1 pseudogene is annotated in these 247 nt (G+C 67.6%); it reads right to left on the reverse strand.

The window, feature by feature from the left end:
- Positions 1-247: pseudogene (locus SB751_RS33815) on the reverse strand (hypothetical protein); the annotation flags it as partial.

A 247-nucleotide genomic window follows, 5' to 3' on the forward strand; every position in this document is an offset into this window, starting at 1 on the left:
GTTGCGTTGCATGCCCTCTTCCGTCTGCAACGCGATCAGCACCCGCTTGCCATGCCGGGCCAGGTTGTCGCGCAGCGCCGCTTCGCCCCAGGCAAAACGCATGTCGTTGACCAGCTTTCCCTGCGCATAGGCATCGGCCTGCAGCCACTGGAAATCGGCGCTGTCGCGTTCGGCGTCGGGTTCGCGCGCGGCGATCTCGCGGCGCACGCCCAGGGCCTGGACGCGGTCCCGCATCAGGTTCTGCAAC

This window comes from Cupriavidus sp. SIMBA_020 (genome assembly GCF_046535395.1).
Taxonomy (GTDB): Bacteria; Pseudomonadota; Gammaproteobacteria; order Burkholderiales; family Burkholderiaceae; genus Cupriavidus; species Cupriavidus campinensis.